Below are 12,065 nucleotides of genomic sequence, written 5' to 3' on the forward strand. Positions count from 1 at the left end.
TCGACCCCAAGCCCGAAACAGCAGCAGCTGCGGTAATCTTTGACTATGCGCCGTCAACCATGCGTTCGTTGCCAAAGGGCGGAGTCCGGATGCCTGTGAAGGGGCCAGCGGATGAATCGCCCGGGGGATCCGACGAGTCCCAGGCCGAGCTCACCCGTCGTTTCGAGCAGGAGGCGATGCCGTTGCTCGACAAGCTCTACTGGGCTGCGATGCGGATGACGCACAACCCGCAAGACGCGGAAGACCTGGTGCAAGAGACTTATATCAAGGCGTTCGGCGCGTTCCACACCTTCGCGGAGGGGACCAATCTCTCCGCTTGGTTGCACCGCATTCTCACGAACACCTACATCAACTCCTACCGCAAACGCCAGCGCCAGCCCTCGCAGTACCCGACCGACGAGATCACCGATTGGCAGCTCGCGGATGTGGCGAGCCACGATTCGGTCGGGCTGCGCTCGGCGGAGGTCGAGGCGCTCGACGGCCTGCCCGACACGGAGATCATGAAAGCCTTGCAGTCGCTGCCGGAGGATTTCCGGATGGTCGTTTACTACGCGGACGTCGAGGGTTTCCCGTATCGTGAGATCGCAGAGATCCTCGAGATCCCGATCGGAACGGTCATGTCCCGGCTGCACCGGGGCAGAAAGCAGTTGCGCGCCCAGCTCGCAGGCCTCGCCGCCGAGTACGGCATCGGCCCGGAGTCGCGCCGTGCGCGTCGTGTCAACAATGAAGTCGAAAGTGAAGAGGTGGCAAGTTGAGCGCGGATGACGAATCGGGCCGAGTATCCGAAGTCAGCGTGAGCGCGGTCGAGCTGGCGCAGCTGCAAGAGATGCGGCGCGCCTTCGAGCCGGTCGACCCCAAACTTGCCGAGATCTTGCAGAGCTTCGACTGCGATGGAGCGATTCCGAAGTGCCGGGAAGAGGTCGAAGCGCTGTGGCTGGTCGCAGACGGAGGGTGCGACGTCAAGCTCCGCGCGCGGCTCGAAGCGCATTTCGAGCGCTGCTCCTCGTGCCACGCTCAGTACGAGGTGGAAATCCGAATCAAGGAGCTGCTCTCGAAGAAGTGCAAATCCGAGCCGTGCGCGCCGGAAGGCCTCAAAGACAAGCTTCGAGGCGAGATCCGGAACATGCTCAACGTCTCGCACCCTCGGGTCGAGGCGAGGCCCGAAACGGCCGACTGATCGTCAGCTGTTCGGGCGCTTGCCGTGGTTAGCGTTGCTCTTGCGCCGTGCGCGCTTCTTACGTCCTCGTTTTGCCATACTGAAAGCATGACACAAAGACGCGGCGGTCGCGAAGCCGGGGGGTCGAAGAGGTATTCGGGGGTTGTGTTGTGGCGACGTTGAGCGAGCTGCTCGCCGAGCGCACCACGCTGACCGGAGACCAAGTCGAACATTTGAAAAGGCTTGTCGCGGAGTGGCAGCTGATCGCGGACCTGGCTTTCGCCGACTTCCTCATGTGGGTGCGCCAAGACTCGCCGACCGCGTGCGAGGGGGAGGACCCGGCGCGCAGGGAGAGCCTCGGCGACCCCAGCGAGCGGGTGGTGTGCGTGGCGCAATGCCGTCCGACCACGGCGGCCACGCTGCTACCGGGCGACATGGTGGGCACCGAGGTCGGGGAGCCGTTGGTGAGCCAGCTGCGCCGGGGCCTGGTCGAGGGGAGGATCGTCGAGCCGGAAGATCCGATGTGGCTGGAGTACGTGCCGACTCGTCGGGAAGTGATCCCTGTGCGCAAGGACGGCGAGGTGATCGCGGTCATCTCCCGCTACGTGAATCTGCTCCAGAACCGGTCCTCGGGCAACTTGGAAACGGCGTACACGAGCGCGGCGGACGCTTTGTGCCAGATGGTGTGCGACGGTGCCTTCCCCGATCCTCTCGACAAAGGGCCGGGGCCGAGGGCCGGCGACGGCTTTTTGCGGCTCGCCGAGACGGGGGCCATCACGTACTCCAGCCCGAACGCCTCTTCCGCCCTGCGCAGGCTGGGATGGGAGGGCACGTTCATGGGTTCGGATCTGGTGGAGATCGTCCGCGCGGCGGTGCCCGATTCGCTCACGGTCGAAGACACGCTGACGGCGCTGGTCGCCGCGCTGCAAGGCGAGATCGCCGACGCCAGGGTCGAGGTGGAGGCGAACGGGGCGGTCACCTTGTGGCGCATGGTCGGACTGCGCCAGTCGGGGGAGATGGCGGGAGCGGTGGTCTTGCTCCGCGACGTCACCGAGCTTCGCCATCGAGATCGAGCCTTGATCAGCAAAGACGCGACGATTCGCGAGATCCATCACCGGGTGAAGAACAATTTGCAGTCCGTCTCGGCGCTGTTGCGCATGCAAGCGAGGCGGACCGAGAACGCCGAGGCCCGCCAAGCGCTGGAGGACTCGGTCCGCCGGATCGGATCGATCGCCCTCGTGCACGACGCGTTGTCGATCTCGTCGGACGAGCATGTCTCGGTCGACGAGATCGTGGACAAGCTCATGCTGCTGCTGGCGGACCTCGGCGCGCCGGGGACGAGCGTGTCGATCCGGCGAGAAGGCAGGTTCGGCTCCCTGGAGGCGGAGCGGGCCATGTCGCTCACGACGATCCTCACCGAGCTGGCGCAGAACGCCCTTGAGCACGCCTTCCAGCCCGGAGACAAGGGCGAGGTTGTGATCCGCGCGGAGCGCAAGGGCAAATGGCTCAGCGTGGAGGTGGCGGACACCGGCGTCGGTTTTCCAGAGGGTTTCGACCCGAAAGCGACCAAACGGCTCGGGTTGCGCATCGCCGCCACGCTCGCGGAGTCGGAGCTGCAGGCCTCCTTGGAGCTGGGCAGCAGCGAACTCGGCGGATCGTCCGCGAGACTCGACGTGCCGGTGACCCCCGTGGTGGACCGCCGCTGGGCCTCGGGGCGTTAAGCCTTCGTCCGCCTGGTGGCCCCCCATGCGGCGAGCGCGGCTCCGATTCCGCCGATCACCAGGCCCGCGACCGCCTGGGCGCTCATCGTCTGCCCGGCGAAGACCCAGCTGAGGAGCGAGGTCGTCGCGGGGACCGCGAGGAAGAGCGTGGAGACCGAGCTGGCGGGCAGCGTGCGCAACATGTGGTTGAGCAGCAAGAACACGCCGAGGGAGTTCACGAGCACGATCCAGGCGACCGCGCCGGCGAACCTCGTGGAGTCGGTCACCTGGGGATGCTCGAACAGGAGGGTGGCGGCGAGCCCCAGCGGGGCCGACGCGGCGAGTTGGACGGCGGTGCCCGAGACGACGTCGACCCCGGAGACGAAACGCTTCTGCCAGTAGGTGCCGACGCTGATCCCGGCAAGGCCGAGGAACGCGGAGGCGACGGCGACGGGGGAGAAGGCGAGCCGGTCTTCGATCGCGACGACGACGCCGACGATCCCGATGACGAACCCGAGCCATTGGGCTTTGGCGAGGCGTTCGCCGAGGGTGAGCGCAGCGAGGACGACCACGATCATCGAGGACAAACCTTGGATGAGCGCGGAGACGCCGCCGCCGAGGCCGTGCGCCATGCCGTAGTAGAAGCCGCAGAACTGGACGGCGTGCATGAAGACGCCGGCGAACACGGTGTGCGCGAGCGTCTTGCCCTTCGGCCATTTCGAGCGCAGCGCGAACGCGAGCGCGGTCAGCAGCAGCGCGGCGCAGGCGAAACGCAGGAAGCACAGCAAGAGCGGTGTGCCGGCTTTGGTGCCGATCACGCCTGCGACGAAGGCGCTGGACCAGGAGACGATGAGCACCGGGCCCTGGATCGCTTCGGCGAGCGCGAGATGGCGCGGCTTGTCCGAGGGCCCGCGCCCTGCTTCGACGGCGAAGCCGTTGGCGGCAGCCTCCATCGTCTCGATTGTCTCCGCGTAGCGCTCCGGGACCTCGTGTTGTGCTGCCATGCCGAAAAGCGTAACCTATTTATATGGTTAGCGCGTCGGGATCGGTCGGCGAAGAGACAGGCTTCACATTCGTCAGCGGCGATGTGGCCTTGGATTTCGCCGGGACGCTCCGCTACTGGAACACGCGGCGCGAAGAATTGCTGCGCGCCCCGGCGGACTTCGCGCGTTGGCTGGTGCTGGCCGGGCTGCTCGACCAGGAGCCCGTCGTGGGGGACGCGGAGCGCGTGATGGCGATGGAGCTCAGAAAGGCGGTGTATGTGCTCGCGCAGGCGAAGATCGGAGGGGATCCGCTCCCGCAGCACGCCATGAGCCTCGTCAACGCGCGGGCCAGGCGGCCTCGGGTGACGCCGCAGCTCACAGAGTCCGGCGCGATCCGGCGCGAGGGCGGGGCGCTGGAGGCTCTCGCCACCATCGCGCTGCACGCGGTCCGGCTCATCGGTTCGGACACGGCGTTGCGCCAATGCGAGGACGACAACTGCACGCGGATCTTCGTCGACCGCTCCCGGCGGGGCGATCGGCGCTGGTGCGACATGGCTGGTTGCGGGAACCGGGACAAAGCGAGGGCGCACCGGGCCAGACGCGCCGCGCAGCGCCTTTGAAGGGGCGGTAGTCTTAGCGCTCGTGTCCGAAGCCCGCCGCGATGTCTGTGTGATCGGGGGCTGAGGGGATGGCTGCGCGACTAACGTCCGAGTCGTCGCCGGGGCTGCTGGTCCCGGACCGCCGGATCAGCCCGTTGCGGGCCATCGCAGGGCGCCTGCTGCTCGCGGTCTCGCTCCTGGTGATCGCGGCTTTCGTGGTCTACGCGGACCGATCGGGCTACCGCGACGTGGTGGAGCGCCAGCTCACCCTCTTGGACTGCTTCTACTACGTCACGGTTTCCCTGACGACCACCGGGTACGGGGACATCACCCCGGTGACCGAGGGCGCGCGGCTGGTGAATGTCCTCGTCATCACCCCCATGCGGGTGCTCTTCCTGATCATCTTGGTCGGCACCACCTTGCAGGTGCTCGCTGAGCGCAGCCGCCAAGCTATTCGAGTCCAACGTTGGAGGCACGCAGTGCGCGATCACACCATTGTCGTGGGGTACGGGACCAAAGGCCGCTCGGCGGTGGCGGCCATGCTCGCCGACGGCGTCGAGCCGACCCGCATCGTCGTCGTGGACGCGGACCCCGGCCTGCTCTCCGCCGCGTCCGAGTTGGGGCTGGTCACGTTGCAGGGCAACGCCACTCGGTCGGACGTGCTCAAATCCGCGGGGGCCGAGCGCGCCGCGTCCATCGTCGTCGCGGTGAACCGGGACGACACCGCCGTGCTGGTGACGTTGACCGCGCGGGAGCTCACCACGACCGCGCAGGTGGTGGCTTCGGTCCGCGAGACCGAGAATGTGCACCTCTTGCGCCGGTCCGGGGCCACCTCGGTGGTCGTCTCCTCGGAGACCGCGGGCAGGCTCTTGGGCATCGCGACGAGCGCCCCGTCCGTGGTCGAGGTGATCGAGGACCTGCTCACCCCGGAAGAGGGGTTCGCGGTGTCCGAGCGGGACGTGGAGCAATCCGAAGTCGGAGCGGACCCGAAGCATGTGGCGGACATCGTGCTCGGCGTGGTGCGCGGGGGCGATCTGATCCGCGTCGGCGACGAACGGGTGGACGCGTTGGAACCAGGCGACCGGTTGCTCTACGTCCACACGACGAACAAGGAGTGACCTGATGGGCTTTTCGTTGATCGACCCGCCGCTGCTGTCCAGGGCGCAGCTGGACCGGAACGAGCGGCTGCGCGCCGACCAAGCGGCGCTCGCCGTGGGCTGGCGCGCGGGCAGGGCGCTCCGGGTGACCCGGCGCGGGCAGCTCGCGGCGCGGGGCGGAGCCCTGGCGCTGTGCCCCGCATCGGAGCTCGCGGACGAGCCGCCTGCCGAGGGGGCGGTTTTTCTTGGTGAGATCAACCTCGGCGAGGCCGCCGAGACGCATGTGTGGGCGGTCCAGGTCCCTGAGCTTGACAGCGCCGAGTTCGGGGGAGAATTGCTCGACCTGCGTTCAGCCGGGCATACGCTTTCGGCGGTCGAGGCGAGTTTGGCGACCACGGCGGTCGCGATGCTGGGCTGGCAGGGCCGCTCGAAGTTCGCCCCGTGGTCGGGAGAGCCTATGGCCCTCGCCAAAGGCGGCTGGGTGCGTGTCGCGCCGGACGGCAAAGAAGAGTTCCCCCGGACCGATCCCGCTGTCATCTGCTTGGTCCACGACGGCGCGGACCAAGTGCTCCTCGCCCGCCAGCCCATATGGCCGCAGCGCTGGTTCTCCGTCCTCGCCGGGTTCTGCGAGCCGGGCGAGTCGTTGGAGCAGTGCGTCGAGCGGGAGATCTCCGAGGAAGTCGGCGTCGAGGTGTCGGAGATCGGCTATCTCGGCAGCCAGCCCTGGCCGTTCCCGCGCTCGCTCATGCTCGGTTTCGAGGCCGTGGCCGACCCGGCGCAGCCGCTCGTCCTCGCCGACGGCGAAATCGAGGAGGCGCGCTGGTTCCACCTCGACGAGGTGGCCGAGGCGCTGGCGCGCCGTCGCGACTGGGGCGATGTGCCGGAAGCCCCGCTGCTTTTGCCGGGGTCGATCTCTATCGCGAGGGCGATGATCGAATCCTGGGTGCAGAGCAGACGCGCCGGTGTCTAGCGCTCAGCCGCGCCAGTCGTTGATCTTCGCCGCGACCGCGCGGTACACGTCGGCGGCGGCGTCGTCGGCCGGATCGAGTTGGGCGACGAGCACGAGCGCTCCCCGGACGGACCCCGCGAGCAGCAGCTCGGCTGGCGCGTACGGCCCCTGCCCGGTGACCCGGTAGGCGAGCGCGCCCGAGGCGGGAGCGTCGGCGGTCTGGACGCTCATCCAGTTCTTCCCGGTCGTCCCGCCGCCCCCGAGCATGGTGAAGCTCGCGCATTTCTCGGCCCAGGACCGAACCGTGTGGAGGCCGTCGCGCCCGACGAGCAACCGCACGACGAGGGTCGAGTTTCCCGGCCCCGCCACGGTGCGCGCGCTCCCCGGCGGGAAGAAATGGGCGAGGGAACAGCCAGCGGGCGTTGTTGAATCCGGCGAGGGCGCGGCCAGCGCTTCCTGGCTGGTGAGCGACCAGCCGTCGGGCAGATCGGCCTGTTTCGGGTAGAACTGGCCGAGGTCGGCGCTCGCGGGGAGATCGTTCGGCTCCGCGTGGGCCTTGGCCCCTGCGAGCAGCATCGCTGCCGCGAATCCGAACACCGCAAGCCGTCGGGTCAGCCTGTGCCTCATGATCCCCTCCTAGGGCTCCCACCCGTTGACCCGCTCGACCGTCTCGCGGAAGAGGGCGTCGACGAGTTGCTCGTCGGCACCAGGATAACCCGTCACCAGGATCTCCACGCCTCGGAGCCGGGCGGCTATCGCGGTCAGCTCCACGTCGCGGCCTGCCGCGCCCTTCTCTTTGACGCGGATCGCGACGGAGTCGTCCGCGTCGACGACGGGCATGCTCCGGGCGACGACGTTCCCGTTCAGCGAGGACGACCAGTTCGGTATCGCCTCGACGGAGTACTGCGAGCAGTTGTCGATCCAGTAGTGGAGGATCTTCGCATACCCTCGGGATCGGGGGTCCTCGTCGGGACGGGCGATGGTGACGAAGACGTAGGGGCCCGTCGCGGGTTCGGGAGGCTTCCCGCCTTCGGCGATCCCGAAGGCGGAGAAGAAGACGAGAGCGTCGGGGTAGCAGTTCTTCGGGGTGGCGTGTTTGCCGAAGTCGGAGAGGACTCCGTCCTTGGAGAAACGCGCTGCCTCCTCATGCCGTTCCGCCCGTCCGACGGTCCACCCGGCGGGAAACTCCTGCCGAGGGGGCAGGAACTGCGCGAGGTCGGCCTCTGGCGGAATCGGCGCGGGATCGGCGCAAGCGCTGTGCCCGGCGTTGACCGCGGCCGCGAGGGCGCAGGCCGCTGCGAGGGCTCCGCGTCGCTTCGGGCTCACTTCCCGTTGAGCACGTTGCCGACGTGGCGGAGCCGGAACGCGAGGGCGATCTCAGCCGTGCCGCGCAGCAGCAGTCCGAAACCGACGATGAGGGCGATGGTGTCGATCGCGGCGGCGAGGTCGAAGAGCAACCAGATCGCGACGATCAGCTCCAAAGCGCCCAGCACGCCGAACCAGACCCGGTGCTCCTTGTCCGAGGACGCGCGGACGATGTTGTTCACGGCGTTGACGAGGAACCAGAAGATGAGCAGGTAGGCGAGGGCGAGCACGCCGGATCCGGGGAAAACAAGCGTCAGCACGCCCGCCAGGATGCTCAACGCCGCCCACACGCCGATCCAGGCACGTCCGGGCGTGCCTGGTTTCGCGGCGAAGGCAGTGGCGGAAAACAGAACGCCTTGGAAGAGGATCCCGAGGCCGAACAAGATCGCCGCGACGAAAACCGTGATGCCGGGCCACGCGATGGCCAAGACGCCCGCGATGACGGTGACGATCCCGGAGATGAGGACGGCCGGCCAGTATCGAAGGACACGGCCGATCTCGTCGAGGAAGCTGGACCCGGTGGAGCGAGGCGTAGCGTTCATAGTTTCGATTATACGTCGATCTCAGCAGCAACGCTGGGTGACTTCCGAGGTCTGCGGCAGGGCGGAGCGCCGTTTCGCGCCGGTCTCGGCCCATTCCAGGGCCACCGCGCGTTCGGCTTTGGTCGGGAAAAAACCGCGCGGGGCGAACATGCGCGACGGGACGGGGGGCTCTTCTTCGACTCGCGCCGGGGAGCCGTGCAGCGTCCGCCAGGCGGTCCGGGCCGCGGCCAGCACGACGACGAGCACGAGGACCGCGAGGAGCACGGAGAGCGCGGTCTGCACGAGCGTGTTGCGCACGACCGCGTCGATCTGGTCGGGGTTCCTCGCCGAGCCGAAGGAGCGGTCCCCCCGCCCTTGCGCGGCGGCGTAGCGCTGATGCTGCGACCAGTAGCCGACGGCGGGATCGGCGGAGAAGATCTTCTGCCACGAGGCGGTGAGGGTGACGACGAGGTCCCAGCCCAATGGGACCAGCGTCACCCAGGCCCAGCGGACGAGCCCGGTGCGCACCAGGGTCATCGTGACCACGGTGAGCGCCACGGCGGCGAGCAGCTGGTTGGCGACTCCGAACAGCGGGTAGAGCGTGTTGATCCCGCCGAGCGGGTCGGTGACCCCCATAAGGAGGAGGCCGCCCCACGCCCCCGCGACGGCGAGGGAGCACAACAGGGATCCGGGCCGCCACGAGGGGTCTTTGAACTTCGCGAGCGCGGGCACGTTGCCCAGGGTGTCCGAGAGCATGAACCTCGCGACGCGCGTGCCCGCGTCGACCGTGGTGAGGATGAACAGCGCCTCGAACATGATCGCGAAGTGGTACCAGAACCCGGCGAGGGCGGAGCCGCCGAACACGCTGAGCACCTTGGACATCCCCAGCGCGAGCGTCGGCGCGCCCCCGACGCGGGAGACGACGCTGTGCTCGCCGACCTCCGACGCGGCCTTCTCAAGCGTTCCAGGCGTGAGCGGGGCTCCGGGCAGGCCCAGGCTGTTCACCCAGCTCGCCGCCGCCTCCGCCGTGCCCTTGGTGACTCCGGCCGGCGCGTTCATCACGAAGTACAGGTGCGGGTCGAGGATCACGGCGGACACGAGCGCCATGATCGCGACGAAAGACTCGGTGACCATGGAGCCGTAGCCGATGAGCCGCGCCTGGCTCTCCTTCTCCAAGAGCTTCGGGGTGGTGCCGGAGGAGACGAGGGCGTGGAAGCCGGAGAGCGCGCCACAGGCGATGGTGATGAAGAGGAAGGGGAAGAGCTTGCCCGCGAAGACGGGGCCGTCCCCGTTCGTGGCGAACGAGGTGATCGCGGGCATCTGCGCGGTCGGATGGGCGAGGAGGACCGCGACGGCGAGGAGGCTGATGACGCTGATCTTCATGAAGGAGGAGAGGTAATCGCGGGGCGCGAGCAGCAGCCAGACCGGCAGCGAGGAGGCGACGAACCCGTACGCCGCGATCCCGAGCGCGATGGTCGTCTTCGACAGGGTGAAGGTTTCTGCGCCCCACGCGGTGTGCGCGACCCAGCCTCCGCCGACCACTGCCAGGATCAGCAGGACCACGCCGATCGCTGTGGTCTCCCCGACTCTGCCAGGCCGGACGAAGCGCAGCCAGACCCCCATGAGCAAGGCGATGGGCAGGGTCATGGCGATGGAGAACACGCCCCACGGGCTCTCGGCGAGCGCGTTGACGACGATCATGGCAAGGACGGCGATCAGCAGGATCATGATCGCGAGCACGGCGACCAGCGCGGCCCCGCCGCCGATCGGCCCGAGTTCCTCCTTCGCCATCTGGCCGAGGCTCCGCCCGCGCCTGCGGGTCGAGAAGGCGAGGACGAGGTAGTCCTGCACCGCTCCGGCGAACACCACGCCGACGACGATCCACAGTGTGCTCGGCAGATAGCCCATCTGCGCGGCCAGCACCGGCCCGACCAGCGGTCCGGCCCCGGCGATGGCGGCGAAATGGTGGCCGAACAGGACGCGCCGGTCGGTCGGGACGAAATCCCGCCCGTCCTCGAACAGTTCGGCGGGGGTGGCGTGGTCGTCGCGAGGCCGGACGACTTTGCGCTCGATGAATTTCGCGTACAGGCGATAGCCGATCAGATAGCTGGCGATGGCCGCGACGACGAACCAGACCGCGTTGACCGGTTCGGACCGGCTCAGCGCGACGACGCTCCACGCGAGCGCGCCGAGCAGGGCGACGCCGAGGAGGGCGGCGCGTTCGACCAGGCTCGGCGGACGGCGTTCGACGACTCCGACCGGGGGGAGGTCCGGATCCGCGCGAAGGTAGACGACCTCGCCGTCGCGCTCGTCAGCGGCGTGGGGCCAGGCAGTTCGATGTGTCATATCGACCCTTCAGCTCGTGGGAGGCCGAATCGGCCACTCTCGCGTTTATACCGGCAGACGCTGACGCGGAACTGAACTACGCGTGGGTCGGGGTGTGGTCTTTGCGGCGCTGGACCTCCCGGTTCGCGAGCACGAGGCCGCCCGCGAGGATGCCGACGAGCAGCAGCGTGGTCGTTGCTCCGGAGGACGAGGAGGCTTGCTGAGCGGCAGGGACGGGCGCGGGCGGCACAGGTTTCGGCGCGGGGTTGACCAGCTTGCCGACGCCGAGCGCGGGATCGAGGGCGAAGCCCCAGTCCAAAAGCGCCGAGGCTTGCTCGCGGAAGGTCGTCGCGCCGTTGAGCCCGTACATCTGGGTCACCACCAGCCGCCGCCCGTCTCGTTCCGCCGCGGCGACGAACGTCTTCTGGGAGTCTTCGGTGAAGCCGGTCTTGCCGCCGAGCATGCCGGGGTAGTCGTCCAGCATCGCGTTGTCGTTCACCAGCGGGAAGTCGTCGGGATCGCCGTGCATGGTGATCGACTTCTGGCTGACGATCTTGCGGAAGATGTCCTGCTTCATCGCCGCGCGGAAGATGAGGGCGAGGTCGTAGGGCGAACTGGTCGACGGTCCTCCGGGGGCTTCGACCCCGGAAGGGGTGGTCGCCCTGGTGTCTTTCGCGCCGAGCAGGCCCGCGAGGTCGTTCATCTTCTTCACGGCGGCCTCCACGCCGCCGCCAGCGCCGAGCACTCGGGCAAGCGCGTTCGCGGCCCCGTTGGATGAGACCATGAGCGCCCCTTCGAGCAGCTCGAACACGGTGTACTTGCCGCCGGGCTCGATGAACGGGTGCTGGCTCTCCTCGTCGGCGGTCTGGTCGCCGTCGGTCAGCTGCACGACGTGGTTCGGGTCCAGCTCGTCGAGGACGGCGAGGGCGAGGAGCGTCTTAATCGTGCTGGCGGGGCGGAACCGGCCGTGCGGGTCCGAGGCCGCGAGCACTTGGCCGCTGTCGAGGTCCGCGACGAGCCAGCCGCGCGCGGGGCCCTCCGGCAGGGCGGGGGAGCCGGCCGGCTGCACCACGCCGCAGGCGGCGAGCAGTTCGCCGCCGATCGGCGGCGAAGGGACGGGAAGCGGCGGCAGCTCGGGATGCCCCGGCTGGGGGGCTTCGGAGGCGTCGACGGCGGGCGGCGGGGTGACGCGTTGCGCGCAGGCGGCGTTGTGCGAGTCGTCGGGATCTGCCCAGCTCAAAGGCGCGACTGTCGTGGCGGCGAGCATCGCGAGCGAGGCGGCCGTGAGGCTCTGCAATGAGGTCCTAGGCACGGACCGAGCATAACGTCGAGGTCATCGCCATCCGGGCCGCCGCGCCCGCGAGTCACAA

General features: G+C 68.5%; 13 protein-coding genes. 6 read left to right on the plus strand and 7 right to left on the minus strand.

The genetic code is table 11. From position 1 onward, the window contains the following. Positions 1–89: 89 nt before the first annotated feature. Positions 90–755, plus strand: a complete 666-nt coding sequence (locus HMPREF9336_RS06450) for a sigma-70 family RNA polymerase sigma factor (RefSeq protein WP_007470182.1) — start codon at positions 90–92, stop codon at positions 753–755. After that, on the plus strand, positions 752–1,177 hold the full coding sequence (gene rsrA, locus HMPREF9336_RS06455; protein ID WP_021030226.1) for a mycothiol system anti-sigma-R factor: 426 nt from the start codon (positions 752–754) through the stop codon (positions 1,175–1,177). The genes HMPREF9336_RS06450 and rsrA overlap by 4 nt, the downstream gene beginning before the upstream one ends. Positions 1,178–1,180: 3 nt before the next feature. Here the strand turns inward: rsrA and HMPREF9336_RS19285 are convergent, their stop codons facing one another. After that, a complete protein-coding gene (locus HMPREF9336_RS19285) occupies positions 1,181–1,255 on the minus strand; it encodes a 50S ribosomal protein bL37 (RefSeq protein ID WP_156920367.1) in 75 nt (24 codons plus the stop codon). 71 nt (positions 1,256–1,326) lie between these two features. Between HMPREF9336_RS19285 and HMPREF9336_RS06460 the strand changes: the two genes are divergently transcribed. After that, positions 1,327–2,877, plus strand: a complete 1,551-nt coding sequence (locus HMPREF9336_RS06460) for a sensor histidine kinase (RefSeq protein ID WP_021030227.1) — start codon at positions 1,327–1,329, stop codon at positions 2,875–2,877. Here the strand turns inward: HMPREF9336_RS06460 and HMPREF9336_RS06465 are convergent. Next, positions 2,874–3,860: a DMT family transporter gene (locus HMPREF9336_RS06465; RefSeq protein WP_007470188.1), complete on the minus strand. Its 987-nt coding sequence runs from the start codon at positions 3,858–3,860 to the stop codon at positions 2,874–2,876. The genes HMPREF9336_RS06460 and HMPREF9336_RS06465 overlap by 4 nt on opposite strands. Before the next feature lie 23 nt (positions 3,861–3,883). On the opposite strand from HMPREF9336_RS06465, the gene HMPREF9336_RS06470 reads away from it, so the two are divergent. From HMPREF9336_RS06470 to nudC, 3 genes are all read left to right on the plus strand, one after another. Next, positions 3,884–4,459 carry a CGNR zinc finger domain-containing protein gene (locus HMPREF9336_RS06470; protein ID WP_007470190.1) on the plus strand — a complete coding sequence of 192 codons (576 nt, stop codon included), beginning with the start codon at positions 3,884–3,886 and terminating at the stop codon, positions 4,457–4,459. A gap of 68 nt (positions 4,460–4,527) precedes the next feature. Beyond that, positions 4,528–5,556, plus strand: coding sequence for a potassium channel family protein (locus tag HMPREF9336_RS06475; protein WP_007470192.1), 1,029 nt, complete (start codon positions 4,528–4,530; stop codon positions 5,554–5,556). Position 5,557: 1 nt separating this feature from the next. Beyond that, the gene (nudC, locus tag HMPREF9336_RS06480; RefSeq protein ID WP_156920306.1) at positions 5,558–6,505 is read left to right on the plus strand and encodes an NAD(+) diphosphatase; all 948 of its coding nucleotides are present in this window, start codon (positions 5,558–5,560) and stop codon (positions 6,503–6,505) included. A gap of 3 nt (positions 6,506–6,508) precedes the next feature. On the opposite strand, the gene HMPREF9336_RS06485 is transcribed toward nudC, so the two are convergent. From HMPREF9336_RS06485 to HMPREF9336_RS06505, 5 genes are all read right to left on the minus strand, one after another. After that, positions 6,509–7,111: a hypothetical protein gene (locus tag HMPREF9336_RS06485; protein ID WP_007470197.1), complete on the minus strand. Its 603-nt coding sequence runs from the start codon at positions 7,109–7,111 to the stop codon at positions 6,509–6,511. A gap of 9 nt (positions 7,112–7,120) precedes the next feature. Further along, entirely contained in the window at positions 7,121–7,810 is a 690-nt protein-coding gene (locus tag HMPREF9336_RS06490; protein ID WP_007470198.1) for a hypothetical protein, read from the minus strand. Beyond that, on the minus strand, positions 7,807–8,391 hold the full coding sequence (locus HMPREF9336_RS06495; RefSeq protein WP_007470200.1) for an HdeD family acid-resistance protein: 585 nt from the start codon (positions 8,389–8,391) through the stop codon (positions 7,807–7,809). Before HMPREF9336_RS06495 ends, HMPREF9336_RS06490 begins: the two co-directional genes overlap by 4 nt. Positions 8,392–8,412: 21 nt before the next feature. Beyond that, complete coding sequence (locus HMPREF9336_RS06500; RefSeq protein WP_007470202.1) at positions 8,413–10,716, minus strand: carbon starvation CstA family protein; 2,304 nt, start codon at positions 10,714–10,716, stop codon at positions 8,413–8,415. A gap of 76 nt (positions 10,717–10,792) precedes the next feature. Next, on the minus strand, positions 10,793–12,007 hold the full coding sequence (locus HMPREF9336_RS06505; RefSeq protein WP_156920307.1) for a D-alanyl-D-alanine carboxypeptidase family protein: 1,215 nt from the start codon (positions 12,005–12,007) through the stop codon (positions 10,793–10,795). Positions 12,008–12,065 lie beyond the last annotated feature (58 nt).

Origin of the sequence: Segniliparus rugosus ATCC BAA-974 (assembly GCF_000185725.2) — a bacterium.
In the GTDB taxonomy this organism is placed as follows: Bacteria; Actinomycetota; Actinomycetes; order Mycobacteriales; family Mycobacteriaceae; genus Segniliparus; species Segniliparus rugosus.

What these genes read in the sequence shown, in the direction of transcription:
- HMPREF9336_RS06495 (WP_007470200.1), bottom strand. Translation starts at nt 8,391, where the DNA reads ATGAACGCTACGCCTCGCTCCACCGGGTCCAGCTTCCTCGACGAGATC.
- HMPREF9336_RS06450 (WP_007470182.1), top strand. Translation starts at nt 90, where the DNA reads ATGCCTGTGAAGGGGCCAGCGGATGAATCGCCCGGGGGATCCGACGAG.
- HMPREF9336_RS06475 (WP_007470192.1), top strand. Translation starts at nt 4,528, where the DNA reads ATGGCTGCGCGACTAACGTCCGAGTCGTCGCCGGGGCTGCTGGTCCCG.
- HMPREF9336_RS06500 (WP_007470202.1), bottom strand. Translation starts at nt 10,716, where the DNA reads ATGACACATCGAACTGCCTGGCCCCACGCCGCTGACGAGCGCGACGGC.
- HMPREF9336_RS06465 (WP_007470188.1), bottom strand. Translation starts at nt 3,860, where the DNA reads ATGGCAGCACAACACGAGGTCCCGGAGCGCTACGCGGAGACAATCGAG.
- HMPREF9336_RS06470 (WP_007470190.1), top strand. Translation starts at nt 3,884, where the DNA reads ATGGTTAGCGCGTCGGGATCGGTCGGCGAAGAGACAGGCTTCACATTC.
- HMPREF9336_RS06485 (WP_007470197.1), bottom strand. Translation starts at nt 7,111, where the DNA reads ATGAGGCACAGGCTGACCCGACGGCTTGCGGTGTTCGGATTCGCGGCA.